We start from the raw sequence: 24,914 nt of genomic DNA on the forward strand, positions 1-24,914 counted from the left end.
CGTCCTTCAGAACACAGACTCCAGGCGTCCGGATCCAGCACCCGAAGCAGCCGATACAATGACGGATAGTACCATGTCGGAGATTACAGTTACGTCGGGGGTGTTGTCTTCAACCAATGCCGCAAATTGTTGCGGATCCAAGTCGTGAATAATCATTTTCATGGGTTATCCTCCTAAAATACAGGTTTGAGCGTAAAGATATCCCGCCAATCTCCGGAATACCGGACCCCGTTATTGGTGAGCAGTGAGGCCATTCCGTGCACCATTGACCATAGGGCAACCAGCTGCTTCGCATATTCTTCTTCCGGCAGGCCAAAGCTCTCAAACAACTGATAGGCTGTTGTGCGGAATAGAGCAAACGGCGGATAATTATCCGAATTATAATGGTCCAGGTCAATGGTGATGTCCGAATGGTAGAAAAGAAATTGAAAATACTGCGGATGGTCAACGAAAAAGTCAATGTAGGCCTGCCCCAGCAAGGAAATCGCCTCCTGAGTGCCCTCCTTTCCGTGAATGGATGTACGCAGTGTGTCCATAAATTGCGCAGTGACATGCTCGCCCATAGCGTAAATCAATTCGTCAATATTCTTAAAATGACTGTAAGGTGCGGTATGGCTGACACTGCATTTCGCTGCGACCTTGCGCAAGGAAAAGCTCTTCAAACCATCTTCATTAATAAGTGTGATGCCGGCTTCTATAAGCTGATTTCGCAGATTGCCGTGGTGATAGGGTTTGTCTTTCATGTGATGGATGCATCCTTCCATTAATCTTAGCGCTGTTAAGATTGTAGCATATAATCTTTACAGTGTTAAGATGTAAAATCAGTTTTAGAATACAGCTGTGTCAAACTCCGCGTTTATGACAACCGTTCTTGCGATAAGGTATAATTTAGGAATTATAGCTGGTGAAGAAAGAGAGGCACGGAAATGATAAGAGCATCAGAAAATCATGAGTATGTCGAGTTGACAAGTCCTACAATGCTTCCAAAGGCTTCGGGGTTTTTGTGGAATGAGCAGATGATGATTCATATGAACTGCCGCGGGTATGCCGTAGCCCAGTTTATGCAGCCGGAACCCGCCAAGTATTCCTATGCGCCGAATTTGGAAGCCAAGACGTTCATGCAGCCGGAGCAGCCTTATTATGCACATCATCCCGGCCGGTTTGTCTATGTAAAGGATGAGGAGAGCGGTGAAGTTTTCTCTGCGCCGTATGAACCTGTCCGCGTGCTTCCTGATCAGTACACCTTTGCTGTAGGCAAACACAATATCAGCTGGAAGATAGCAAGCGGCGGCATCGGTATCGAGATGAGCTTGAGCCTGCCGAAAGAGGATGCCATGGAGCTGTGGCGCGTGAAGGTGACGAACCGTTCGCCGAATAAAAGAAACATAAGCATCTATCCCTACTTTACCGTAGGCTATATGTCATGGATGAATCAATCCGGAGAGTACAAGAAAGATCTGCAGGGAATTGTAGCTTCCTCCGTTACCCCTTATCAGAAGTATCAGGATTACGACAAGATCAAACATCTGAAAGACCAAACCTTCCTGCTCGCCGATCATGAGCCTTCCGCATGGGAAGTTAATCAGGAGGCCTTTGAAGGCGAAGGCGGTATAACATCACCGTCAGCCATCCAGCAGGAAGCCTTATCCAAAGGGGAGGCACGCTATGAAACGCCTGTTGCAGTCCTGCAGTACAGAATAAATCTGGACCCGGGGGAAGAGCGGGAATACCGGTTTATCTTTGGTCCGGCCCGCGATGAGCGGGAGATTGCCCAAATCCGCCAGTATTATTTCCTGGACTGCGATTCCAGTGGTGAGGATGGGTTTGTTCTAGCAGAACGGGAGTACGCGGATTACATAGAGGAAGGCAGAGGTTGCCTTACGATCACCACTCCTGACGCCGATCTGGATAACTTTGTGAACCATTGGCTGCCCCGGCAAATGTATTATCATGGCCAGACCAACCGCCTGACGACAGATCCCCAGACCCGTAACTATCTGCAGGATAATATGGGGATGAGTTATATTAAGCCGCAGGTGGCAAGAGAGGCTTTCCTGACAGCTGTAAGCCAGCAAAATGTAAGCGGAGCCATGCCGGACGGTATTATTTTGCATGAGGGTGCTGAACTGAAATATATTAATCAGGTTCCGCATACGGATCATTGCGTCTGGCTGCCTATTTGCCTCAGTACCTATCTGGATGAAACGAATGATTATTCCATCCTGGACGAGAGGGTTCCTTATGCAGGTGGAGAGGAGAACGGAACTGTATTTGAACATATTAACCGGGCCATGCACTGGCTTATCCATGAGCGGGATGAACGGGGACTGAATTATATCAATCAAGGCGATTGGTGCGACCCCATGAATATGGTTGGCTACCAGGGGAAAGGGGTTTCCGGATGGCTGACGATAGCTACGGCTTATGCATGTATGATCTGGGCTGAACTCTGTGAACATAGCAGCCGGCCGGAGTTCAGCAACGAGTTCCGTTTGGCGGCGGATGAAATGAATGCTGCAGTCAACACCTACTTATGGGATGGCGACTGGTATGCAAGGGGAATAACCGATGACAATGTGGTCTTCGGCATCAGTGCAGATCAGGAAGGCCGGATTTTCATTAACCCCCAGGGATGGGCGCTGCTCAGCGGGGCTGCCGATGAAGTGAAGCAGGAGAAGCTCATCCGGGCGGTCAGAGAGCAATTGGAAACCCCGTACGGTGTGGAGAAGCTGGCACCCTCCTATACCTCAATGCGCGAGGATGTGGGCAGAGTTACGCAGAAGCACCCGGGAACGGCTGAGAATGGAGCTGTATACAATCATGCGGCTGCCTTTTATATCTACGGGCTGTATGCAGTAGGAGAGAAGGAGGATGCGTACCGGCTGCTGCGCAAGATGATCCCGGGACCGGACGCGGAGGATCTCATCCGGCGGGGCCAATTGCCGGTCTTTATTCCGAACTATTACCGTGGCGCCTATAGACAGTTTCCGCATACAGCCGGACGTTCCAGTCATCTTTTTAACACGGGAACAGTTCCGTGGGTGTATCGCTGTCTGATCGATGGCCTGTTTGGATTGCAGGGGAATCCGGCGGGACTGCAATTTAAGCCGCAGCTTCCGTCCGCTTGGCAGGGAGTGAAGGTGAAGCGCAGCTTCAGGGGCGCAGAGCTGCATATTAATATGAAGCGGGAACCGGGCGTTCAGACAATAGAAGTGTATGTTGATGGCCGTTTGATTGAAGATGGCATCCTGAAGGATCTGAAGCCAGGTCTGGACTATAACGTGCTGGTAAAGATCCCGTCCGTGAATAACTAGTGGAAGCTGAAAATACACAGAGGGTGCTTCCCAGCCGTTTGCTGGCCGGGAAGTAGTGCTTAGAATTAGGAAGCTCAGGTTGCGTAAGCAGCCTGAGCTTATATTGGCGGGACTCTGCCCCCCGCCTGCATATCCCCATATGCTTTCAAAGCTTTGCCGATAAATTCTGCTGCTCCTATGCCGTGGGTTTTAGCGAATAAAAAAATCCCTTCCAGGTTCATCCTGAAAGGGATTATGACAGCTATAGAATAATGTCTGAGTTTGATTTAGTGGCTATGCTTCCATTTTCTGCGCCGTATAAAGCCGGTAATAGTGGCCCTTGCGTGCTATAAGCTCGTCATGCGACCCGCTTTCCGCGATGCCTTTGTTTGCGACATACATAATGCGGTCGCAGTTTTTTACGGTGGACAGGCGATGCGCGATAATGAACGAGGTGCGTCCCTTAAGCAGCTCATTGAGGCCCTTCTGGAGCAGACGTTCAGTTTTCGCGTCGATTGAAGAAGTCGCTTCATCCAGGATCAGAATGCGCGGATCAGCCAGCAGCGTTCTGGCGAACGAAATGAGCTGCCGCTGCCCTTGCGAGAGCTTGGAGCCACGTTCGTTAACCTCGGTCAGGTAACCCTGATCAAACTCACGGATGAATTCGTCGGCACAAACGGTCTTGGCCGCAGCGATCACTTCTTCCTCAGTAGCATCGAGTTTGCCGTAACGGATATTATCCAGGATGGTCCCGGAGAAAATGAAGCTGTCCTGCAGCATGATCCCCATCTGGCTGCGAAGGGACTTCAGCGTAACCTGCGAGATATCCTGTCCGTCCATAAGAATCCTGCCGCCGGTAAGATTGTAGAAGCGGGAGATCAGATTGACGACCGTTGTTTTGCCTGCGCCTGTCGGACCCACCAGGGCGATGCTTTGTCCTGCCAGAACATCAAAGGAGATGTTCTCCAGAATGTTAAGCCCTGGATCATAGGCGAAGGTTACGTTGTCGAAGGTGACGTGGCCCTGTACAGGCGGCAGTGTCTTCGCATCCGGAATATCGCTGACGGTAACCGGCTCATCCAGCGTTTCGAAGATACGCTCCAGGTAGGCGACGGCATTGATAAAGTTATTGTACAGGTTCGAGAGATTCAGAATCGGCTGCCAGAAGCGGGCGGCATAGCTGCTCATGGCAAGAATCACACCAAAGGTGACATTTACAGGGTCCAGCGTCAGGAGACCCACCAGAAAGATCATCGTTGTAACGATGGTGCTCAGGTTGTCGACGCTAAACGGGATCAGCATGTTGAAACGCACCGCTGTTATCCATTCCTTGCGGAAATTGCCGGCCAGACGCGTGAAAATTCCCTCATTGCGCTGTTCACGGTTGAACATTTGGGTGACGCCGATGCCGCTGATGCTTTCCTGCAGGTAGGCGTTCAGATTGGAGCTTTTGTTGGACACCGCCTGCCATGCCCGGCGCTGCCGGGTTTTGATCAGCAGCATGATGCCGAAGAATACGGGCAGTCCTGCCAGGATAACGAACGAGAGCCGTACATCGACAGCGAACATGAATGCGGCAATAAAGACCAGATTCACGATTTCCAGAACAAAGTTGATAATACCGTTGGACAGCACATCCGAAACCGAATTGACGTAATTCACGACCCGGATCAGGATTTTGCCCTGCGGCCGGTCATCATAATATTTGAAAGGCAAATCCTGCAGATGCTTAAACAAATCCGTGCGGATGTCAAAAATAATGTCCTGTCCGACGCTTGTCATGATGCGTGAGCGATAGGTAGCCAGAATAACACTGACCACGATGGTCACAAGCATCAGCGCGGACCAGCCCAGCAGCGGAAGTTTGGCTTTGGCGGGAATGGTCACGTCGACGACATGCTGCATGATCAGAGGAGCGGACAGTGAAATGGCCGCTGAAATCGCGCTGAGCACAAACGCAAAGATCATGGGCTTTTTCTTCCTTTTGATATACACCATTGCACGACGGAAGTGTTTGATATTAAACGGCGATTCCAGATTCTCATCGACGTCGAATTTATTCCTTGCCATTAGCGGTCACCTGCCTTCCAATACCCTCATTCTGCAGCATAAACACATCGTAGTAGTAGCCCCGTTTCGCCAGCAGCTCGGCGTGGGTACCCTCTTCAATCAGGCGTCCGCCATCCAGAATGAGAATGCGGTCAGCCTGCGAGGTAGTAGACACCCGCTGCGCGATAATGATCTTCGTGCAGGGATAGTCCAGATCGCGCAGACTTTTCTGAATGTGTTCCTCCGTCTCAAGGTCAACGGCAGAGGTCGTATCGTCCAGAATCAGAATAGGACGGTGGACCGCCAAGGCCCGCGCCAGCGCAATACGCTGCTTTTGTCCTCCGGACAGTCCAACCCCACGTTCTCCGACAACGGTGTCATACCCTTCGGGCATTTTGGAGATGAAGTCGTGGGCAGCTGCGAGCCCGGCATAGGCCATGGCCTCTTCCTCCGGAAGATCGGGGTCGCCATAGGCGATGTTTCCGTCGATGGTATCGGAGAACAAGAGAACGTCCTGGGTTGCCATGCCGATATTGTCGCGGAGCTCATCAAGCTCAAGCTGGCGGACATCCACGCCGTCTACCAGCACACGTCCTGCGGATACGTCGTAGAAGCGGGGGATCAGGTTGATGATTGTCGTTTTGCCCGATCCCGTCGAGCCCATGATCGCTATCGTTTCACCGGGTTCAACCGTAAAGCTGACATCGTCCAGCACGGTAGCGCTATCATATTTGAAGCGCACCTGATCGAACTCAATGCGGCCTTCGTAACGGCGTTTCTGTATGGACTTATGTTCGTTTACAATATTAGGCCGGGCATAATAGATGTCGATGATTTTAGTCAAGCTGGCAAAAAAGCGCTGAATGTCGTTGATAATAATCCCAATGTTGCGCATCGGGTTGGATATGGCCCAGATGAGCGAAGAGAAGGCAGCGAATTCACCAAAAGTGATCCGGCCTTCCATAAGGAACAGCCCGCCGGCCAGCATCAGGATGACGTTGAAGCCCTGAGCGAAGGATTCCAGATAAGGAAAATAATCAAGCCATACCAGGGCAGCCTTTTTGTTAGCTGTTGAATAGTTGACATTCTTCTCTGTGAATTTTTCGATCTCGAACTCCTCGCGGGCGAAAGCCTTGACTACACGGTTGCCTGAAATATTCTCCTGTGTAGTAGTGTTAAGCTGGGACAGCCGCTCGCGCAGGTCAATATACATTGGACGGACGCGTTTGGCGAAGATGAAGGCCACGATAAAAATCGGTGGCGACAGGATAAGCATCCACAGCGTCAACTCCGCATCTATCGTGAAAAAATAGATAACGGCAGCAAGGAAAATCGTTAACGATTCGATGATCGTCTTGAAAATCCATGCCATGGAGTGCCGGACCATGTCCAGATCGCCGGTCATCTTGGTCATGAGGTCGCCGGTGCGGTTATGGTCGTAATATTCCCTGTCCTGTCCCTGAATCTTGTTGTACAAATAAATACGGATGTTGTACATCATGTTCTGCGAGGACTTTTCGTACTGCATGGTTGTCAAATAAGCAAGACCCGTGCGGAGCAGGGAAAAGCCGATCATGCCCAGGCAGAGCGCGATCAAGAGCCCCCGCTCTTGTGTGAGATTCTGCTGCGCATTATCGCCGGCTATGAACGTGTCGACAATGCGCTGACTGATGTACGGATTCACGATCGTAAGACTTGAGCCTACCACCGAGAGGCAGAGCGCCAGAATGTACCGCGTACGGTTTCCCTCCAGGTTCTGCCACAGCCATTTTAGTTCGAACATCTAATCACCTGTTTCTGAATGTTCTTTCACTCTTGCTGGAAAAAGAATGAATAAATCAAGGTGATTATAACATTATCAAACGGCCAAGTATCGGCTACTGGAATATTTTCTTGTTACAATCAATTGAACTCTTTCGAAGGGGGTTTGATTGATTTTGCGGAATTAGAGAAGGAACGGGTTGAATATGGGTCCTTGACTTTGACGTCGCGTCGCACTTTACAATGACCCTGAGAGGAGGAGTCGCATGGAGCTTCAGACCATTAGCCAGATATCCAAAAGCTTTAAGCTCTCTACGCGCACCTTGCGCTACTATGAGCAAATCGGACTGATCCAAAGTACAAAGGTAGCGGAATATGCATACCGGACCTATGATGCCGAAACGGTGCTGCGTCTGCAGCAAATCGTGGTGTTGCGGAAGCTTAGGATTCCACTAAAGCAAATCATTGTGATTCTGGAGAGCAAGGATTCGGCGGAAATCATCGCAACGTTTGAACAGAACCTGAAGCAGGTAGCGGATGAAATTACAGCGCTCTCTACCATACGCACCATTCTGAACACGTTCATCGTCCGACTGAATGAAAGTACTCAACTGAATCTGAAGCGGAATCTGCTAGATGATGTGTCCATCCTGCCGCTGTTCGACTCCTTAATCACAAGCAAAATCCATTTCAAGGAGGACAAGACGATGGAGGATTTAAATCAGGCGAACGACCGGCTGGAGAAGCTGACGGACAGGGAGGTGCGGATTCTTTATTTGCCGCCGATGTCGGTAGCCGCACTGCACATTATTGGGAAGACAGCGGAGCTTGAGGGGAAGGAACCGATTTATGAGTTTATTCAAAAAAACAAGCTGCCGCAGATCAAGCCGGATTTCCGCCATATCGGGTTCAATCATCCGGATGGGCAACTGCCAGATGGGAGTGATCATGGCTATGAAAGATGGATCACCATTCCGGATGAGCTGTCAGTGGAGGCACCCTTTGTCAAGAAAACCTTTGCCGGTGGCCTCTATGCCGCCCATATGATTCCCATGGGAGCTTTCGACGAATGGGAGCGGCTTGGCGAGTGGGTGAAGAACAACGAAATATACGAGTATGCGGGAGGAGATCCCGAATACATGAGCGGTCTTTTGGAGGAACATCTGAATTACATCCACAAGTACATGCTTGCGGCGGATGACAGCACGATCCAGTTGGACCTGTTGATGCCGATCAAAGAAAAAGTGCGTAAAAACGTATAGGCGTATGATGTGAAACCATATTGAGATATTTGCTGGAATCTATAATGTAGAAGAGATGGCTGCTTAGCTCATTAGGCAGCCTCTCTTCTTTAGTTATCTTGAAACCGTTATCATTTGTTGTTTGGGGTAGTCATAGAAAAACAGGAAAATAAAGTTTGTTCACTAGTGTACGCCGCACAGTACTGTGTGGTATTATAGTAGTGTAAGGGGGGATGGCTTTGGATATGTCGGAATGGATTTCTCAGGTGCGCCGGGGGCTGCTGGAATATTGCATCCTGCAGCTGATCAGCAGCCAGCCCCGTTACGGTTATGAGCTTGTGACGGCGCTGGGTCAATGGGAGGTGCTGGCCGTTAATGAAGGGACGCTTTATCCTCTTTTGCGGCGGCTGCTTAAGGAGAATTATTTAGAAGCCTTTTGGAAGGAATCGGAGACTGGCCCGCGCCGCAAGTATTATTCGCTCACCCCGCCTGGACGCGAGCTGCTTGCTTCCATGACAGAGGAATGGAGCAAGGTTGTAGGTGCAATCGGGCAAATTCAGCTGTATTGATTAGGTAATCAGGTGCGGCAAATACATGTTCAGTTGGAGGGAAACACAAATGGAGACAAACTCGAATGATTATCTTCGCAGGTTTTATGAGGCATTGGATTTTTTGCCTGAGGAGGAACGGGTAGATGCTGTCCGTGAAATTGAAAGCAGCATAGCCGACGGCATGGCGAGCGGCCAGCCGGAGGCGGTCATATTAGCTCGACTTGGCAATCCGCGCAAGCTGGCCAAGGCTTACCAAAGTGAATATATGATGGGCCGGGGCAGGAGCCTGTCGCTGAAATCCCTGTGGCAGATGGTGACTTTTTATTGCACTACCGGATTGCTAAGTATCATGATTATTCCGATCCTGGCTACTATCGCTTATGGCTTTGGCTTTAGCGCAGTTTTGATCTTGCTGGCAGGGGTGATCCGCAGCTTCGGCGTTTCCTGGATCAATATGAACCTGGGTAACGGCTACGAAGTTCCCTACGCGTGGAGCATCCCTGTTGCCCTTCTGTTCAGCCTGTTTGTTGGTGGAATTGCCTTCATCAGCCGCAAATACTTGCTGATCTATATGAAGTTTCTCTCCAGGCAATACAGCCGGCTGATTCCCCGCTAAACAGCAGGAAACACCGGTTGCCAAGATCATGATCCCTAAGCCTCTGAGTCTATTCTGTTATGAAAGTATGCAGTAATCTGCGCAGCTATTTTGTCAGGGTACTCAATACCCTTAGCCTTGCATATTTCTGCCGCGTCCACTTGAAATAGGGCTATGCTTTTTTTGACAGCAGCTTCTAAATCATGAAATTCTGCAGTTGTATAATAGGCTTTCAGATGTTCTTGCTTCTCCTCGGGCACACAAAGTTTTACTTTGCTCTCCCAAGCACCCCAGTCCAGCGTATCATACCAGCTTAACAACAGGTCTACATGCGAATGGAACAACACATCCATGTTCTTGATGATTTTAAATAAATCCTTTCGCTTAAAGTATTTAATCAACATCTCTGTATGTAACCAGTAAGTATCCATAGCCCTTACAGTGTCGGGAAGATTATTATCTGTACGATAACCCTGATCAAGGAATGCTGCTGTTTCACCGGCTCTGTCAAAAATAAGCTGATCTCTTGTACAGCCTTTGCAATGCTGCCTGCACATCCATTCTTCAGGATAATCAGCGTTAATAATGAAGAAATCGAACTGGTGCAGCTGGCTGCCTATACGAAGCACACTACAGTAATTTTTGAAATACTCATTATTAAAGCTTTCGCCCCAAAAAATTAATAGCTCATCTGAAGCAGCGGCAAGAACTGTGGGCACATCTGCGGCAAAAGATTCAAAGTCCTTATCCGCTACCAGAAAAACAGGATCATAATCCGAATAAATATCTTCTGCCCCTCTGCTGATCGACCCATAGTGCCAGCCGCCTTTGCAGCGCTGATCTTTTTTTAAAATCTCTACGACTTTGTTAAAGGATGCTTCCAGATCCTTGTGCATGAAAAAACACTTCCATTCTTGGTTTATGCTGCCATAATACCACGACCTGCCCCGGAATTATTGCACTATTCCAACCTGTTGTTGTTCATTTCAATCATCTAAAATTGTCGTGTTTTTCGAAAAAATTAATATGAAAAGGCAGTGTGATCTAAATGAAATATGGGAAGATCATTGGTGAGGGGAATACGGCGACCGTATATGAATGGGAAGAAGGGAAAGTGCTTAAGCTTTTCGCCTCGGGTTATCCCCAAAGTGCTGTGGAAACAGAGTTTCAAAACACCAGAATGATCAATGATTTGAGCTTTGCCAAAGCAAAGGCCTATGAAATGATTAGCTGCGAAGAGCGCATGGGCATTATATATGAGAAAGTGGATGGTGAATCCCTGTTGGATTGGGTTTTGAGGACAGGCGACCTTCAGGGCTGTGCTGAATATATGGCAAGACTGCATAAGACAATTCTTCAGAACAAAGTCAGTGATGTATTGAATTACAAAGACTTTCTAAAATATCATCTATTAAATGTTCCGTCGTCTAAAAGAATGGATCACGGACAAATATGCGGGATTCTGGATAAACTTAAGGATGGAGACACCCTTTGCCATGGCGATCTTCATCCCGGTAATATATTGCTCGTAAGCGGGCAGCCCGTTGTTATTGACTTCATGAACGTGTGTCATGGAGATTTACTATATGATGTGGCTAGAACAGTGTTTTTGGTACAGTATACTCCCGTCCCCGAAGCTGCTGACGACCGGGAGATGCTGTTGCGGTTCAAAAAAACACTGGCCGATTTATATCTTAACGAAATGAATATTAGCCGGCATATGATAGAAGATTATTTGTCCGTTATTACCGCGGCGAGAGCGGGAGAGTGCCCCGACGAACAGCCGGGGGAGCACTCTTCATAGTCTACTGGCGGTCAGGTTCATTACTAACTCAGCTTACCGTTTCGCCCGGTTATTTCCTCTTCTAATTCCTTATATTCACTAGACTGGGAGTCAACATTGCTTCCTGACAGTCTGAGCTTCTTCAAATGAGGGAGGTTCAGGAGTAGGCTGGGATCCGAAAATGAGGTTTTGCATAAATCCAGTGTTTCAAGCCCGGTCAGGGTGGAGATGAATTCCCATGATTTTGGCTTGAGCATAGTCAGATCCAGGTTGATTAACGACGACATCCCGGTCAGTGCTTCCAGATTCTTTACCTTGGTTCCCCATATCCAAAGCAGCTCCAAATGGGGGAATTGCTCCCGTATGCCTTCGATGGAATTCAGTTTTGTTTTTTCCAGATACAATGTTTTTAGGTTTGGACAAATCCCCATTTCTTGAAAACTCTCCACAGATGAGCCTCTAAGCCGTATTTCCTCAATGCTGTCATGCTGGTAGAAGGGACTTAGGTCACTTGCGGCAGCAAAATTAGCGTCCAGAACCTTCAGTTTCCTCAGCTGTGAAACATATGAAAGATCCACAAGCTTTTTAGGAGCGATCAATCTGATTTCCTCTACATTTGGAAAAACCCCGAATGAATCTAGGCTTTCCAGCTGGCAGGTTTGCCCTCCCAAAGAAACCTTCTTCACACCCGCGGCGGGTGCAAAGCCTGGCACAGCCTCAATCTCATCAAAGCTCATACTGATAGTCTCCAGGCTGTCCGGGAGAACGGTTTGACTGTCATAATTATGCTTGGAGAAACTGACCGACTTTAAGGATTTAAGAGGGGACAGTAATTGATCGGGCAGCGTGTGCTGGACATAGAACATTTGCAGAGATTCCAGATGCTCAAGCCGGGAAAGGGTCTCTATATTCTTTTTAATCGTTGTTTTACTTATGAAGCTTAGATGTTCCAGACTCGTAGCGGAGTCCAGGCCGGCAAGATCAGGCAGGGTCAGCCTGGAATTTGTGGTGCCGAATTCAAGCTTCTTGAGATTTGCGAATTCTTTTAAAGGCTCGTAGGTTGTGATCTGTTTGACCTGGAGAAGTTTCAGTGTGTCCAGCTCATAAATGGAGCGGGGCTGATGAAACCATGCGTACTTTTTATAGTTCTCGACGTATGAAGCTGCTTCGTCTGCAAGGGCAGCTTTTGACTTGGCGTAATCCATTTCACGGCCTCCTAGCAAAATAAAATGATATAAACAGATATTGCTAACTTAGCATACGGCCTCTCCTATAACAAATCACACGATGCCGGATCCGCTGATCCTGCCGAGCCCCGGCGGGCCTCAACTTTGTATTTGTGATAAACTTAAACCATATGCAGCCGCACCGGACAGCGTATTGAAATGTACATAGAGTGATAACTGGCTTGGTCCGGATAGAGACAGGAGGATGAGGCATGAGCTTTGTTGCCGTAAAGGGTGAGTACAAGCGTTACAGGATGGGCGAGAATGTGATTGTCGCCAACGACGGGATTGATTTTGAGATTAATAAAGGTGAATTTGCCGTCATTGTCGGTCCCAGCGGCGCGGGTAAATCGACCGTGCTTAATATTCTTGGCGGAATGGATTCCGCTGACGAAGGTCAGGTCATTGTGGACGGTACGGACATTGCAAAGTTCAGTGCCAGGGAGTTAACAGGCTACCGCCGCAATGACGTGGGTTTTGTGTTTCAGTTCTACAACCTGGTGCCCAATCTGACAACGCTGGAGAATGTCGAGCTTGCTTCGCAGATTTCCCCGCGTGCCTTGGATGCGCGTAAGGTGCTGGAGGATGTAGGACTGGGGGCGCGGCTGGATAATTTCCCGGCTCAGCTGTCCGGCGGTGAGCAGCAACGCGTCGCGATTGCCAGAGCGCTGGCTAAGCAGCCGAAGCTGCTGCTCTGCGACGAGCCGACAGGCGCACTTGACTACAACACCGGCAAGCAGGTGCTGAAGCTGCTGCAGGATACCTGCCGCAATACCGGAACTACGGTCATCGTAATCACGCATAATCTGGCGATTGCCCCGATGGCAGACCGGGTCATTGAGATCAACAACGCTAAGGTACGGAAGATGGTAACCAATCCTTCGCCGGTATCCGTTGACGATATCGAATGGTAAGGAGAAGGCATCCATGAAAAAACGAGCGCTATGGAAAGATATTTTTCGTGAAATCGGGCACACCAAGGCCCGCTTTATTTCAATATTTGCAATTATTATGCTGGGCGTCAGCTTTTTCTCAGGGATCAAGGCAGCCGGGCCGGATATGCTGGATACCGCCGGAACCTTTTACCGGGAGACGGGGCTGATGGATCTGAAAGTGCAGAGCACCTACGGTTTGACCGAAGACAACCTTAAGCTGCTGAAGGATGTGCCGGGGATCGGTGAGATTCAGCCGGGTTACAGCGCGGATGTGTTCGCCGGAGACAATGCTTTGATCCTTAAGGTCTTTTCCTACAATACAGATGCAACGCTTAACCAATACCGCATGATCGAAGGACATCTACCGGAGCATTCCGGAGAAATCGTGCTGGATGACGTGCTGGCCGGAGAATATGCGCTGGGAGACAAGGTAACGTTTAGCGGAAACGGTAAGGATACGGAGCTGTCAGACGACTTCGGGACACTGGATTATACCGTAGTGGGCTTTGTGCGGAGCCCCCAGTTTATTGAGAAGAACAACCGGGGGACCAGTACGATTGGCAAAGGCACGGCGGATGCGTTCGCCGCTATCCCGGAGGCAGACTTTAAGCTGCCGGTTTATACGGAAGCCTACTTGTCTTTCACGGATACTGCCGGGCTGAAGGCTTATTCGCCGAAGTATGAGGCGCTGATCGAACAGCATACCCAAGCGGTGGAGCAGGCGCTATCCGGCGTGCCGGAAGCGCGGCTTGCGGAGCTGCGGGCGGAAGGCGGGAAAGCGTTGTCCGGCGGCCCCCTGGAGGTGGCTGCTGCCAAGCAGCAGCTCGCGGGGCTGGAGTTGCCCAAAATCTATGTCACAGACCGGAATGTAAGTCCGGGGTATACCGAATATAAAGATAACGCTGACCGGTTGTCGGCGATTGCGAGCGTGTTTCCGGTGTTCTTTTTCCTGATTGCTGCGCTGGTCAGCCTGACGACCATGACACGGATGGTTGAGGAGCACCGCCTGCAGATCGGAACACTTAAAGCGCTTGGTTATGGCAACCGTGACATTATGGCCAAATTCATGGTCTATGGCACGCTTGCCAGTCTGGCGGCTTCGGTGGTTGGGCTTGCCGTGGGCTTCACCCTGTTGCCTACCATTATCTATAATGCGTACAGTTCGCTCTATAACCTGCCGGATATCGTTAAAAGCTTCTATCCTTCGTATTCCATCCTCTCCGTTATTGTGGCGCTAATTTGCACTACGCTCACGGCTTGGATTGCTTCCCGGGTAGAGCTGCGCAGCAACGCTTCTGTATTGATGCGTCCGAAGGCACCGAAGAGCGGGCAGCGGATTATATTGGAGCGGGTATCCTTTGTCTGGAAACGGCTGAATTTTGTCCAGAAGGTTACCGCACGGAATCTGTTCCGCTACAAGCAGCGGATGTTCATGACTGTGTTCGGTGTAGCTGGCTGTACGGCGCTGATCCTGACCGGGTTTGGCCTCAAGGACTCGATCGGCAGCATCGCCGGAGAGCAATTCGGCACGATTATGAAATATGATGCGCTTGTAGCGCTGCATGATGATGTGCCTGCCGGTTCACGGGATGCCTATGAGCAGTTGATCACCGGTGAGTCCGCCATTACCGGGACGCTGAATGTGGCGCAGGAAACGATGACCGCACGTGCCAGCGGTGTAAATGACCAGGATGTGAATTTGTTCATACCAGCATCCGTTGATTCTTTATCCGACTATGTGGAGCTGCGGGACCGGACAAGTGGAGAAGGGCGGAAGCTTACGGACGAGGGGGCTATTGTCTCGGAGAAGCTGGCTAAGCTGTACGGGGTTGAGCCGGGCGACAAGTTGACCGTCGTGGACAACAAGAACGAAACCTTCAAGATTCAGGTCGCGGGGATTACGGAGAACTATGTGATGCACTATGTGTACATGACACCGGCGTATTATTCTTCTGTATTCGGGAAAGAACCGGTATTCAACACAGAACTGCTGAACTATGGCGTGCAGGATGCAGCCTGGGAAGACGGACTCAGTGAAAAGCTGACGGCTAGTGAGCGTGTTGCTGCGGTCAGCTTCTCCAGCAGTGTAGGCTCCGCCTTCGACGATACCATGAAGAGCATGGACGTTGTAACCTTGGTGCTCATTGTGTCAGCGGCGGCACTGGCTTTTGTCGTACTTTACAACTTAACCAATATCAATGTGTCCGAGCGGATCCGCGAGCTGTCGACGATCAAGGTGCTGGGCTTTTATGATAAGGAAGTAACGTTGTATATTTACCGCGAGAATATTCTGCTGAGTGTGCTCGGCATTGTGGCCGGTTCCGGCCTCGGCATATTGCTGCACAGCTTCGTTCTGAGGACGGCTGAGCTGGATGCGACGATGTTCGCCCCAATTATCAAGTGGCCCAGCTATGTGTATGCCGCGCTGTTAACCTTGTTGTTCTCGGGGATTGTTATGGTTTTCATGCATATCAAGCTCAAACGGATTCATATGATTGAGGCGCTCAAGTCAGTGGAATAACGCTTGATAACAATATGAGCAAAGCCAGCCGATATCGGCTGGCTTTTTGTCAAATAAGGGACGATAATTTCATATGCAGGATAGGAAAAGGATTTCCCTGCCCATCCAATGCAGACCGGTCAAACACTTGAAATCCCATATGCTCGTAGAACCCTGCAGCTTGGGGATTCTGCTCATTCACGTCCACCTCGTGTACATCCAGTGCTTCAAAAACCCGGGCAACCAGCTTTCTGCCGATGCCTTGCCCCATCGCCTCAGGGGCTACGAACAGCATCTCAATCTTATGATCCTGCACCCCTATGAAGCCCAGCGGCTGCTCCTGTTCATCGGTGAACACAAGCAAATGGCCGATTTCCCGGAGTCCTTCAAGAACCACAGGCCGAAGAGCAGCGATATCCTGTTCGGAGAGAAAATGATGGGTAAGGCGTACCGATGCTTCCCAAATGTCCAATAGACCGGATAGCAGAGCTTCCGTTCTGGTTGTGATCCGGCGTATGCGCTCCCGATCTTCCCCCGTCATCAGCTTGACGAGGCCGCCGCGGCAGCCGAAGCAACTGCAGCTGCGGTGATTGCAGTCTGCTGGGCAATGATAATGTTGGTAATGCTGGTGGAGAGCACCGTGTTCAGGATACCGTTTTGCACTTCATCCACCGCTTTGATCGCTGCCAGCGCAGCAGACAGCAGCAGCAGCTCCTGCTCGGTGATCGACCATTTGCCGAACCCCTTTTGCGTGCGGAGAAATTCGAAGGTCCCGGAGACATCGTTCACAATGTCTTCCCTGCTTAGGGGAAGCAGGGACAGCACGCCAAGCGAAGAGAGGGTGAATTGCTTGTCCATGCGGATGTTCTGTGCAAGGAAGGCATCGCGTAAGGCCAGTACACGGTCCGCCGCCGCCTTGGCTTGATTGCCAAGAACCAGTACTTGTGTCAAGGCTTGCACGCTGTTGCCGGACCGGAATTCGGGCTTAAGCGTGGCATAAAGCTGCTCCATCCGTTCCACGCCGCTTTCGATATCGATATCGGACAGGCCGAGCATGGCGGCGAAGATGTAATCATCCTGCCCCGTGAGGAAACGGTGCTTCGCCTTCATGTAGTCATAAAACCGCTTTGCCCGCTCTACCGTGCGCAGATATTGATCCGGCGCTTGGTTTGCGGCAATTTGATAAGCCGCCACGACCAGGTAATCGGAGCCATAGAATTTGATATCCTTCAACATGTCATATACGGACAGCGTGTTTCTAAGCTGTCCTTCCCTGTCGGCAGAAAGGGAGAGCAGGGCAGAAATGCTGATTGCAGAAGACCCCCTGAATGAGGAGAAGAGGCCGGTGTTCTCCTTGATCAGCTCATAGCTGGCGCGGATCGCCCCTTCATCTGCAACCTTATCCTCTGTTGTGTACAGTAATGCCGCTAACCGGCTGACCAGCGCATTTTGCCAAGGGAACTCCTTTTTGATACTTTGTGCGTTTTGTGCGAACAGCACAAGCCTTGCTGTATACGGCTCCTTCATTAGCAACCACCTCTCACTAAACTGTGTTTTATTTCCTATTTAGATATTTTACTATACCATGCAAAAATGAAGAAAAACGAAAGCTATAGATGACTATATTTAAAGTCTACCTTGCCGGGTGCAGTGTACTCAGTCAATATTGAATTAGGAAAGTAAGCGGTACCCGAGAAAATTGGAGGGCGATGCTAGTAATGAAGGACTTTGTAATCCGAAATCCGAAAGAAGAAGATGCGGAGCAGATCGGGAGCCTGGATTTTGTTCTTAATATGACCTATCTGTATCATGGCGATCTGGATAAGAGAAATATGTTATGCGCAGTGAATGGGGAAGATAAAATTATTGCGGTTGCCCACCTGATGGAGCATGAGACCTTTCATGCGGCCGGACATGATGAAGATAAGGATTTCATCCGATATCTAAAGTTTCAAATCCTATTTGCGGACGGTGTTGAGGATGAACAGATCAAAGATGCCCTGACGGATGCGTTAATTATACGGTCCAGAGAAATTAAAGCCGAGCATCCGGACAAGCGCATTGTATTGGCTGAATATTTAGATGCGGATAATCTCAAGGATTTGAGCTACTACCTGGCCCGCGGATTTACCATCCGGGACACGATTGTCGTATTTAGATTCGACCTCAGTCAGGACATTCCCCGCTATTCTTTACCGGAGGGGGTGCAGGTGCTGCCATTTCTACTAGATAACAGCGAGGCTTTGGAACAGTACCATCAAGCTGAGCTCGCTTCCTTTGACGGTGTCGCGTGGAGTATGAACCATTTACGCTGGATGCAGGGATCGCCGGAAATGGTCAATTTTTGTGCGTTTGCTGGCAATCAATTGATCGGCAACACGTCCACATGGCGCATCACGGATGAGCGGGGCGCAACGGAAAGTGTTTTTGTCATACCGGAATGGCAGAAACAAGGCGTCGCCCGGAGCGTGATATGCACAGCTCTGGAGCATCTGAAGCAGCAGGGCAAATCAATCGCCACCTTGGGCACACATGGAAACAATCAGAAGGCCATTCGCCTATATACTCAGATTGGCTACGAGCTGTACGGGTTCATCCTGACGATCGGCTATGCAATCGATTAAAATACGTAAAGAGAACATCCTGAAATGGACGTTCTCTTTACGTCGTATAAGAGTTAGAGCGATTACGCTTCAAAGCGAATTATACAACTGGGAAGCTGCCATCGTAAAAGTGGAACAACCAGGCAGCGATGTGCTTCCAGCCAAGCTTTTCGTCGGGATCATCCAAATTGGTTGTTCAGCTGGATGCGCTGGAATACTTGTGGAGGCTGCGGTTGAAGAAGAGTGTCGCAACTGTAAAAAGGATGACCATAAGCACGGCCCCTGCCGCAAGCATGAGGGGCTCAGCTTTCTGGACAAGTGCTTCAGCCGGAACCGATACAATGAACCCGACAGGCAGCACCCATGTCAAGACCAACCGGAGCGGGCGCGGATAGATGCCGATCGGATACCTTCCCGCTTGCAGGATATCTTCCATAATCCACAACATGTAGGTCCCTCTGTACCAAAAAGCGACAGAGCTCAGAATCAGCATCACGGAATACAGAATTCCGAGTGAAATAACTAGTGCAAGCAGAAACTGAGCAGCGGCTAGGAGGGTAATTTCGCTGTTCATGCCGTCTATCGCGAAAAGGATTACACCTGTGGCAACGGCGATATGCAAAATCGACCAGAGAGACCATTCCCGCACACTGATATAATATTGGGTCGATATAGGTTTCAATAGGGTATAATCAAACGTCCCGCTTTCAATCTCGCCGTCCATGCCGCCAAGCTTATTCATGCTGGGGCCGATCACAACATTTTTTACGGCTTGCACCAGCATGTAAACGCCGAGCACAGCCAGAGTCTCCGGCATCGTCCAGCCGTTAAGGACCTCATTGTTGACGTAGAGAATATAAATTCCCCCAATACCGCCTGCCAGACCTAACACCGCACTTAAAAAATTCATAACAAAGTTCAGCCGATATGCTGACTCATTCTGAAACGCCGCCTTCATGAAGGTGAAGATTAGTCTGAAATATCTCATGATTATCCCCCCACTGCCGAATATTTACGCTGGCCGTACCGGTTTACACCATAACACACAAGCATCAATACAGCAGTCCAGAGCAGTTGCATGGTGAAGCCCCGGATCATGCTCTCACGGTGTAATGTGCCCATAAGCGCCTCCACCGGGAAAGAGATCATGTACCGGTAGGGCAGAAAATGCGTAAGCTGGTTAAGCTGGCCGGGGAACAAGGCAAGCGGAGCCACCTGTCCGCCGAACAGAAAGATGAAGGTATCGTTGACACTGAGCAGTGCCGAGGAATGCTGTGTCCAAAAAGCGAGAAGGGACAGGATGTAGGCGAGCAGAAGGCGAATCATGAGTGCAAGCATAAGGGCCGCAAGGCCGGCAGCTATGGACACAAATGTAAAACTGGCCTGCACGCCCAGCAATAACCCGAGCAGCGTAACCACAACTGCAACAAACGGGATGCATACCATTTTGACAGCCGCTTCTTGTCCGACCGCTCCATAAATAAGAGGCAACGGACGCAGCAGCGCTGAGGATATCGAGCCATTATGTATCGCTTGAGCCGTTGACCAGTGTGTCGTCGGATACGTCATTTGATTGATGAGGATGAGGCACAGATAGTATAGAACAAAGGCATTCCTGTCATATCCCCCGATTGTGCCGGATGACGCAGCCGTCGACCAGACGATCATATAGATCACAGGCCCGATCATCCAGCCGAGTGCAAGCGTCCAGAAGAATCCTTTTTCCGACATGAAATTGAAGAGCTGGCCCCGAATCATCGCTATTCCGCCGCGGATATTCATACGGTGATCCCCTCTGCATATATGGTGTCAATCACTGATTCAATGGGGGGATCAGCGATTCCGAAATCAATGAGGATATACCTGCTCATCAGCATTCCGCTGGCCCTCACGACATCCTCTTTCTTTACCCGGAGGGTATGTTCATTCCCGCTATTCTCAATCCATTCTGCGGGAATTCCATCTATCTGAAGGCTCTCCGGGCTCAGCGGAGGATTCTCTTCTTCAAGGGTCAGCTTGATGATCCGGTACGGTGTGATCTTGTCCGTCAGGCTGGACAGCTTACCGTCATAGACCAAATGTCCGCCGTTGATCAGCATCACCCTGGAGCAAAGCGAAGTGATATCGGACATATAATGGCTTGTCAGAATAACCGTTGTACCAAATTTCTGGTTATATTCCTTCATATATTGCCGCAGCCTTAATTGCATTGTCACGTCCATCCCAAGTGTCGGCTCATCCAGATACAGGATTTCCGGCTTATGCAGAAGGGTGACAATAAATTCGCATTTGGACCGTTCACCGAGCGAGAGGTTGCGTGCTCGCTTTTGCATAAGCTTACCTACATCGAACATGTCCCCAAGCTCTGCAAGATGTCTTTTGAAATCCGCTGTGGGCACTCCGTAGATCTCTTTGAAAATGTGCATCGTATCATACACGGTGTTATTCCACTGCATTTGGCTGCGATTGCCCATGAGCATGCTGATCTTCTTGAGATATTGGGGTTTGCGCTGCCAGGGGGTAAATCCTGCCGCCGTTGCACTGCCTGAAGTCGGGTAGAGCAGCCCGGAGAGCATTTTGAGTGTCGTGGTCTTGCCTGCGCCATTCGGCCCGATGAACCCGACCATTTCGCCGCGTTCTATGGCAAAGCTCACCTCGTCTACAGCCTTAACCTCATTAAACTGCGGACGGAACAAGCTGCCGAACGCCGAACGAAGGCCAGCTTCCCTGACCGGAATACGATATGTTTTTGATAATCCATTTGCTTCGATATGATACGCCATAGATTCATCCTCCTTTGATGACAGGAGTTTATCATGCCGGGGGAGGGGTGGTGCAAAACTGGAGGGTTCTATTTGATAGCTGTTGTTTTCTGTGGTATAACAGTTGTATCTTTTTTCCAGAGGGGGTTGTTGCATGCCGGAACAGTGGGGACACTTCGATATTATCCTTGGGTCAGTCATGAGCAGGAAAGGCATTGACAGCGGGAAGCTGGCTCAGCTTGCGCACGTTCAGAGAAGTCAGCTGAATCTGTATATCACCAATGAAATTAAGCGTCCCGATCTTGGCGTTCTGGCCCGGATTTGCACAGCGCTTGCTTGTGACATTGGAGAGATTATGAAGTTTATCCCCGGTGAATCACCCGCGAAGCCCAAGCCGATTCTTAATACATCCGGTGAAGCATTTTATAGGACAGGACAAATCGCTCAGGAGCTGGGCGTACATCCCAATACGATAAGGTTTTATGAAAAAATAGGGCTGATCTCACCAGTAGAACGCACGGAAAACCGCTATCGGCAGTTTACATACAGACATCTTACACAGCTTCGGGTTTGCCGATTGATCTTCGGTACCCCCTACACCAACCGCACTCTAAGAAACACCGCCTTTTCGGTTGCAGCTGCCCTTAAATCATGGGATGTGGAGCTGGCGTTAACCAATGCTGAAGCCTATCAGCATCTATTGGAGAAGGAATACGCCTCTGCACTGGAAACAGCGTCGCTGCTTAAGAATTGGACCGAGAAAGGCCAGTTGCCCGGCACAGGGAATGTGTATAGCCATAAGGAAGCCGCCTCTTTGTTAGGAGTCACACCGGAAGTGCTGCGCAATTGGGAGCGCAACGGGCTGATCTGTGTTCCGCGGCAGCCTGATCAATCCCGCGTCTATGGAGATGAAGAAATTGCAAGGCTACGCATCATCTATATGCTCAGGCAAAATCATTACAGCATATCCGCCATCCAGCGCAGTATGCTCATTTTCGACAGTGGCAACAGCGCCGGAGCCGTTCTTGCGCTTAACCAGCCTGCGGCGGATTTGGAAATTGAATTTGTCAGCGCAGGCGATCATTGGCTGGACACCCTTGCCAGCCTGACTATAAGCGCAGCTGCAATCAAACAAATTGTAGTGGAGATTAGATAGGAAGGCTCCAATTGTTCACCACCCGATAGCCATCTCAAGATAGCAACCTTCACTTGCTGAGATTCCCGTGAGGAATAAAATCCATTGGGAATACCGTTTTCCTCATTCAGCAGCTTTTCGTAGAAACCCAATCCAACCGGGAACAATAAACAAGCAGGAGCCCAAGGTCTCCTGCTTGTTTTTATCTACATTTATTTATTGGGTATTAATCACAAATTCCACGCCTTCTTTGCGGTTTTTTGCATATTCAGCGGTTGCTGTGAATAGTAAGTCGGAAGATGAGTTAAGCGCAGTCTCGAAAGAGTCCTGCAGAACACCGATAATGAAACCTACACCAACGACTTGAATCGCAATATCATTCGGAATGCCAAAGACGCTGCATGCTAGAGGAATCAGTAAGAGCGATCCTCCGGCAACACCTGAGGCACCTGCAGCAGATATAGCAGACAGCACGCTAAGAACAAGCGCCATACCAAAATCCACTTCAATGCCGACCGTGTGAACAGCAGCGAGGGTCAAGACAGAAATCGTAACAGCTGCACCAGCCATATTAATCGTGGCACCTAAGGGAATGGACACAGAATACGTATCTGCATCCAGATTGAGCTTTTCACATAATCTCATGTTGATGGGAATGTTTGCGGCTGAGCTGCGAGTGAAGAATGCGGTAATCCCACTTTCCTTCAGGCAATGGAAAACAAGGGGGTAAGGATTTCTACGAATATTCAGATATACAATTAACGGGTTAATCACAAGTGCCATAAATAACATACATCCAATGAGAACAAGAAGTAGTTTACCGTAATCAAGCAGGGATGAAAGTCCCTTTGCTGTAACAGAATCAAAGACAAGACCCATGATACCTAAGGGTGCCAAGCTGATTACCCACTTGACGATTTGCGAGACAGCATCTGAAAAAGAAGTAAGCGTGTCTTTGGTGTTATCATTAGCATTTCTAAGAGCAAAGCCAAGTAATATAGCCCATGTCAGGATACCGATATAGTTGGCATTCATTAGGGCGTTTACCGGGTTATCGGCCACATTAAACAGCAATGCTTTGAGTACTTCTACAATTCCATCAGGTGGAGTCAGGCCGCTCACACCCGTTACAAGTGATAAGCGTACCGGAAACATAAAACTTACGATAACTGCAATCAGCCCTGCTAAAAATGTACTTAAACCATACAGAGCAAGAATCGCTTTCATATTCGTTTGTTGGCCTTTTTTATGTTTGGATATGGCCGACATGACTAAGAGCAAGACCAATACAGGTGCGACTGCCTTTAATGCCTGTACAAACAAAGAGCCGAAAATGCTGACCCCTGTTGCATCAGGAATGGATACAGCCAAAATTATACCAACTACAATCCCCACAAGTATTCGTTGTACCAGGCTCACTTGGTTCCACTTGAGCAATGCTGTTTTCATTACTTCCCCCCGGTTTCAATATGGAAATATAACTAAGCCCTGACTCCTGCTTTATCGCGGCAGTGTATGTAAGTTTATCACGAAAAATGTCGATTGTGTGCAACTGTAAAAATTTGCACACCGTTATCCGATCCTCCGCAAATTGATAGTGTTCCGCTGATAATGGGCGGCTTATCAGGTGCAAATGTCCATTTAGCCACTTACCCGATTGGGGGGAGTAAACGGGACTCTATGGCTTGCTCCAATAACGAGCTTAACGCTCTTCCTTCAATATAAAATCCGGTTTCAGCAAATAGTCCAGCAGGTAGAGATCCTCTCTCGAAGTGATTAATGCTTTGGATGAGGCAATGGAGAATCCCGCAGCCTGATCCACAAGCTCAAGAATAACAAAGGTATCTTTATGCATTACCCTGGTTCCCCTCTGCACTGTGTTTCTTCCACTTTCTGATTTTGGCGCGGAAGTTGGTGAACGGGGCGACTGAATTGATGTGAATCCAGCGGGCCATCGGCCAGTTGTCCTTGCTGCCGGTCCATTTGCGGGTGCCTTGGGTGAACAGCTCTTCTTCGGTTAACGTACCGATCCATTCCAGCCACTCCTGCTCCCTCTGACGGAATAGGTCTCGCAGCTCGGCGAGGGATAATGCGGCATATTGCTCGTAGAAGGACTGGTAAAGTCCGCCAAGCTGGTTCCATTTATAGCCGGGTGACGGCATGTGTACCTCATGGCCTTCCCGTTCATCCTTGTCCCAGCCCATGACAAGCGGAAGCCAGCCAAGCTGGTAGGCGATAATTTCGGCGGGTGTTTTATCCACCTCAGGTATTCTAGCATCCCTCTGGCTGTCGTCGATCCCGTCAAATTCTGCATCCAGCAGCACATATTTGGAATGAATGGTCTCGATTAGTTCCTCTTTGGACGAATATTCATAGCTTGCCACAGCACACACCTCGTTTTTATTCTAGTTATACCATAGAGCAGTGACGGCAGTATGTCATATTTCAAGCTTACTGCTCTTAAAGGGAATAATAGTTTC

General features: G+C 49.5%; 23 protein-coding genes. 9 read left to right on the plus strand and 14 right to left on the minus strand.

Going from position 1 to position 24,914, the window contains the following annotated elements; genetic code table 11:
- Positions 1-6: 6 nt before the first annotated feature.
- Together MHI45_RS22810 and MHI45_RS22815 are read right to left on the minus strand one after the other, a co-directional pair.
- Positions 7-162 carry a hypothetical protein gene (locus tag MHI45_RS22810; RefSeq protein ID WP_256718087.1) on the minus strand — a complete coding sequence of 52 codons (156 nt, stop codon included), beginning with the start codon at positions 160-162 and terminating at the stop codon, positions 7-9.
- An 11-nt stretch (positions 163-173) separates the two neighbouring features.
- Positions 174-743, minus strand: coding sequence for a TetR/AcrR family transcriptional regulator (locus MHI45_RS22815; RefSeq protein WP_076110266.1), 570 nt, complete (start codon positions 741-743; stop codon positions 174-176).
- A gap of 183 nt (positions 744-926) precedes the next feature.
- Here MHI45_RS22815 and MHI45_RS22820 point away from each other — a divergent pair, with 183 nt between their 5' ends.
- Positions 927-3,314: a GH36-type glycosyl hydrolase domain-containing protein gene (locus MHI45_RS22820; RefSeq protein WP_076110267.1), complete on the plus strand. Its 2,388-nt coding sequence runs from the start codon at positions 927-929 to the stop codon at positions 3,312-3,314.
- 273 nt (positions 3,315-3,587) lie between these two features.
- Here the strand turns inward: MHI45_RS22820 and MHI45_RS22825 are convergent, their stop codons facing one another.
- Complete coding sequence (locus MHI45_RS22825) at positions 3,588-5,363, minus strand: ABC transporter ATP-binding protein (protein WP_038585936.1); 1,776 nt, start codon at positions 5,361-5,363, stop codon at positions 3,588-3,590.
- Positions 5,350-7,125 (minus strand): ABC transporter ATP-binding protein, encoded by a 1,776-nt coding sequence (locus MHI45_RS22830; RefSeq protein ID WP_076110268.1) that lies wholly within the window; start codon positions 7,123-7,125, stop codon positions 5,350-5,352. Before MHI45_RS22830 ends, MHI45_RS22825 begins: the two co-directional genes overlap by 14 nt.
- Before the next feature lie 244 nt (positions 7,126-7,369).
- On the opposite strand from MHI45_RS22830, the gene MHI45_RS22835 reads away from it, so the two are divergent.
- From MHI45_RS22835 to MHI45_RS22845, 3 genes are all read left to right on the plus strand, one after another.
- On the plus strand, positions 7,370-8,365 hold the full coding sequence (locus tag MHI45_RS22835) for an effector binding domain-containing protein (protein WP_076110269.1): 996 nt from the start codon (positions 7,370-7,372) through the stop codon (positions 8,363-8,365).
- 224 nt (positions 8,366-8,589) lie between these two features.
- Positions 8,590-8,913: a PadR family transcriptional regulator gene (locus MHI45_RS22840; RefSeq protein WP_052092434.1), complete on the plus strand. Its 324-nt coding sequence runs from the start codon at positions 8,590-8,592 to the stop codon at positions 8,911-8,913.
- A gap of 49 nt (positions 8,914-8,962) precedes the next feature.
- Positions 8,963-9,511 carry a DUF1700 domain-containing protein gene (locus tag MHI45_RS22845; protein ID WP_076110270.1) on the plus strand — a complete coding sequence of 183 codons (549 nt, stop codon included), beginning with the start codon at positions 8,963-8,965 and terminating at the stop codon, positions 9,509-9,511.
- 35 nt (positions 9,512-9,546) lie between these two features.
- On the opposite strand, the gene MHI45_RS22850 is transcribed toward MHI45_RS22845, so the two are convergent.
- Complete coding sequence (locus MHI45_RS22850; RefSeq protein ID WP_076110271.1) at positions 9,547-10,386, minus strand: aminoglycoside 6-adenylyltransferase; 840 nt, start codon at positions 10,384-10,386, stop codon at positions 9,547-9,549.
- Between the two features lie 152 nt (positions 10,387-10,538).
- Between MHI45_RS22850 and MHI45_RS22855 the strand changes: the two genes are divergently transcribed.
- Entirely contained in the window at positions 10,539-11,294 is a 756-nt protein-coding gene (locus MHI45_RS22855) for an aminoglycoside phosphotransferase family protein (protein ID WP_076110272.1), read from the plus strand.
- A 23-nt stretch (positions 11,295-11,317) separates the two neighbouring features.
- Here MHI45_RS22855 and MHI45_RS22860 read toward each other — a convergent pair whose 3' ends face one another.
- Positions 11,318-12,478, minus strand: coding sequence for a hypothetical protein (locus MHI45_RS22860; protein WP_076110273.1), 1,161 nt, complete (start codon positions 12,476-12,478; stop codon positions 11,318-11,320).
- Between the two features lie 233 nt (positions 12,479-12,711).
- Here MHI45_RS22860 and MHI45_RS22865 point away from each other — a divergent pair, with 233 nt between their 5' ends.
- Positions 12,712-13,413, plus strand: coding sequence for an ABC transporter ATP-binding protein (locus MHI45_RS22865; RefSeq protein WP_076110274.1), 702 nt, complete (start codon positions 12,712-12,714; stop codon positions 13,411-13,413).
- Between the two features lie 13 nt (positions 13,414-13,426).
- Positions 13,427-15,955, plus strand: a complete 2,529-nt coding sequence (locus MHI45_RS22870) for an ABC transporter permease (protein WP_076110275.1) — start codon at positions 13,427-13,429, stop codon at positions 15,953-15,955.
- Between the two features lie 49 nt (positions 15,956-16,004).
- On the opposite strand, the gene MHI45_RS22875 is transcribed toward MHI45_RS22870, so the two are convergent.
- Together MHI45_RS22875 and MHI45_RS22880 are read right to left on the minus strand one after the other, a co-directional pair.
- Positions 16,005-16,475, minus strand: coding sequence for a GNAT family N-acetyltransferase (locus MHI45_RS22875; RefSeq protein WP_076110276.1), 471 nt, complete (start codon positions 16,473-16,475; stop codon positions 16,005-16,007).
- On the minus strand, positions 16,475-17,461 hold the full coding sequence (locus MHI45_RS22880; RefSeq protein ID WP_076110277.1) for a DUF4003 family protein: 987 nt from the start codon (positions 17,459-17,461) through the stop codon (positions 16,475-16,477). Before MHI45_RS22880 ends, MHI45_RS22875 begins: the two co-directional genes overlap by 1 nt.
- 191 nt (positions 17,462-17,652) lie before the next feature.
- On the opposite strand from MHI45_RS22880, the gene MHI45_RS22885 reads away from it, so the two are divergent.
- Positions 17,653-18,558 (plus strand): GNAT family N-acetyltransferase, encoded by a 906-nt coding sequence (locus MHI45_RS22885; protein ID WP_076110278.1) that lies wholly within the window; start codon positions 17,653-17,655, stop codon positions 18,556-18,558.
- Positions 18,559-18,733: 175 nt separating this feature from the next.
- On the opposite strand, the gene MHI45_RS22890 is transcribed toward MHI45_RS22885, so the two are convergent.
- The 3 genes from MHI45_RS22890 to MHI45_RS22900 are packed head-to-tail and all read right to left on the minus strand — an operon-like array spanning position 18,734 to position 21,320.
- On the minus strand, positions 18,734-19,525 hold the full coding sequence (locus MHI45_RS22890) for an ABC transporter permease (protein ID WP_076110279.1): 792 nt from the start codon (positions 19,523-19,525) through the stop codon (positions 18,734-18,736).
- A 2-nt stretch (positions 19,526-19,527) separates the two neighbouring features.
- On the minus strand, positions 19,528-20,319 hold the full coding sequence (locus tag MHI45_RS22895; protein WP_341119485.1) for an ABC-2 family transporter protein: 792 nt from the start codon (positions 20,317-20,319) through the stop codon (positions 19,528-19,530).
- Positions 20,316-21,320, minus strand: coding sequence for an ABC transporter ATP-binding protein (locus MHI45_RS22900; protein ID WP_076110281.1), 1,005 nt, complete (start codon positions 21,318-21,320; stop codon positions 20,316-20,318). The genes MHI45_RS22895 and MHI45_RS22900 overlap by 4 nt, the downstream gene beginning before the upstream one ends.
- 133 nt (positions 21,321-21,453) lie before the next feature.
- Here MHI45_RS22900 and MHI45_RS22905 point away from each other — a divergent pair, with 133 nt between their 5' ends.
- Positions 21,454-22,455, plus strand: a complete 1,002-nt coding sequence (locus MHI45_RS22905) for a MerR family transcriptional regulator (protein ID WP_076110282.1) — start codon at positions 21,454-21,456, stop codon at positions 22,453-22,455.
- Positions 22,456-22,650: 195 nt separating this feature from the next.
- On the opposite strand, the gene sstT is transcribed toward MHI45_RS22905, so the two are convergent.
- The 3 genes from sstT to MHI45_RS22920 form a co-directional block, all read right to left on the minus strand.
- The gene (gene sstT, locus MHI45_RS22910) at positions 22,651-23,883 is read right to left on the minus strand and encodes a serine/threonine transporter SstT (RefSeq protein WP_076110283.1); all 1,233 of its coding nucleotides are present in this window, start codon (positions 23,881-23,883) and stop codon (positions 22,651-22,653) included.
- 253 nt (positions 23,884-24,136) lie between these two features.
- A complete protein-coding gene (locus MHI45_RS22915) occupies positions 24,137-24,289 on the minus strand; it encodes a hypothetical protein (protein WP_179091723.1) in 153 nt (50 codons plus the stop codon).
- Entirely contained in the window at positions 24,282-24,818 is a 537-nt protein-coding gene (locus MHI45_RS22920; protein ID WP_076110284.1) for a ClbS/DfsB family four-helix bundle protein, read from the minus strand. The genes MHI45_RS22915 and MHI45_RS22920 overlap by 8 nt, the downstream gene beginning before the upstream one ends.
- Between the last annotated feature and the right edge of the window lie 96 nt (positions 24,819-24,914).

Origin of the sequence: Paenibacillus sp. FSL H3-0321 (assembly GCF_038002865.1) — a bacterium.
Classification (GTDB): Bacteria; Bacillota; Bacilli; order Paenibacillales; family Paenibacillaceae; genus Paenibacillus_AQ.